Consider the following 1,485-nt stretch of genomic DNA (forward strand, 5'->3'; position numbering starts at 1 on the left):
GATCGGCATAGGGGACGGCCAAGAGGCCGTTCCCCTGCCACACCACCCGGCATGCGGGTCCGCACCGGGCGGTTCGAGAAGTTGAGGTTATGAGAGTCGAGGTACACCCAGCCGGTCGAAGTAAGCGATAGTGAGCACGCGTTTAATGGCGCGATCGCTGTTGCGCCACCAGCAGCGGTTATTCGCTGCCACGTGGCGTGCTGCCTCAGCGGACGCACCCAGCGCACGCAGTTCCCGGTAGATAGTCTGGCCGCGGCGCCAGTGTTTAAGCTGGATAGCCCGCAACCGGTGGCGCATCCATTCCTCCAGTGCCAACCACACACGTGGCGTTTGCGCCATCCTGAAGTACGCCTTCCAGCCCAACACGTAAGTCCGTAGCCGTTCCACCACCTCCTTCATGCTGCGCCCGCCAGATCGACGGGTCAGTTCACGAATGCGGCGCTTGAACGCCAGCAGCGGTTTGGCCGCCACCTTGCGCTTGACCACCCCGCCCGGAGCTACCCACAAGCTGTAGCCCAGAAACTTACGACCGAACACGCTCGCCACCGCGCTTTTGGCCTCGTTGACCCTCAAGCGCAGCCGGCCATACAGGCGTCGCAGCAACGCCATCACCCGCTCACCCGCGCGGCGGCTACGAACGTACACGTTCGCATCGTCAGCGTAGCGCACGAAGCAATGACCCCGCCGTTCCAATTCCCGATCCACCTCATCGAGCAGCACGTTGGCTAGCAACGGCGATAGCGGCCCGCCCTGTGGCGTCCCCTGATGCCGCTGCTGGACCACTCCGCCATCCATGATGCCGCTGTTCAAATACGCCCGGATCAGCCGGATGGCTCCGGCGTCACCAAGACGTTTCTGTAGGCGGTCGATCAGGATGTCGTGATTGACCCGGTCAAAGAACTTCTCCAGATCCACGTCCACCACAACCCGCAGCCCAGACTGCACGTGCGACTGCGCGGCTAACACCGCGTCGTGCGCACGCCGACCGGGCCGAAAGCCGTAGCTATGCTCGCTGAAGGTAGGGTCCAGAATCGGCTGCAACACCTGCAGCAGTGCCTGCTGGATCAGCCGATCCGTCACCGTCGGGATACCAAGCTCGCGCTCACCTCCGTCCGGTTTCGGGATCGTTACCCGCCGTACCGGACTCGGCCGGTACGTCCCCTTTAACAGTTGCTCGCGAATCTCGGGCCACGCCGTTACCAGGTGTCGGGAGGTCTGATCTATATCCAGACCGTCTACACCAGCAGCTCCTTTGTTTGCCCGTACCCGCTTAAACGCCCGCTTCAGGTTCTCTCTCGTCAGCACCGCTTCCAGCAGCGCCGACCCTATGTTCCCGGATTCATGTCGCGGGCAGCAAGCTTCGTCACTCACAGGTACACGCGCAGCTTCACCGCGCGCTACTCCCGCTTGCCCCGTTTGCACGGGCATCTGACGCAATGCCTGCCACATCGACATGACGCTGAACACTCCTTCTCGTTCGGCCCT

Annotated in this window: 1 protein-coding gene; it reads right to left on the reverse strand. The window is 62.8% G+C overall.

Annotated elements, in window-relative coordinates; genetic code table 11:
* Positions 1-87: 87 nt before the first annotated feature.
* The gene (gene ltrA, locus FH08_RS0133755; protein WP_031362593.1) at positions 88-1,455 is read right to left on the reverse strand and encodes a group II intron reverse transcriptase/maturase; all 1,368 of its coding nucleotides are present in this window, start codon (positions 1,453-1,455) and stop codon (positions 88-90) included.
* Positions 1,456-1,485: the final 30 nt, after the last annotated feature.

Source organism: Caballeronia sordidicola, from assembly GCF_000729995.1.
GTDB classification, from domain to species: domain Bacteria; phylum Pseudomonadota; class Gammaproteobacteria; order Burkholderiales; family Burkholderiaceae; genus Caballeronia; species Caballeronia sordidicola_A.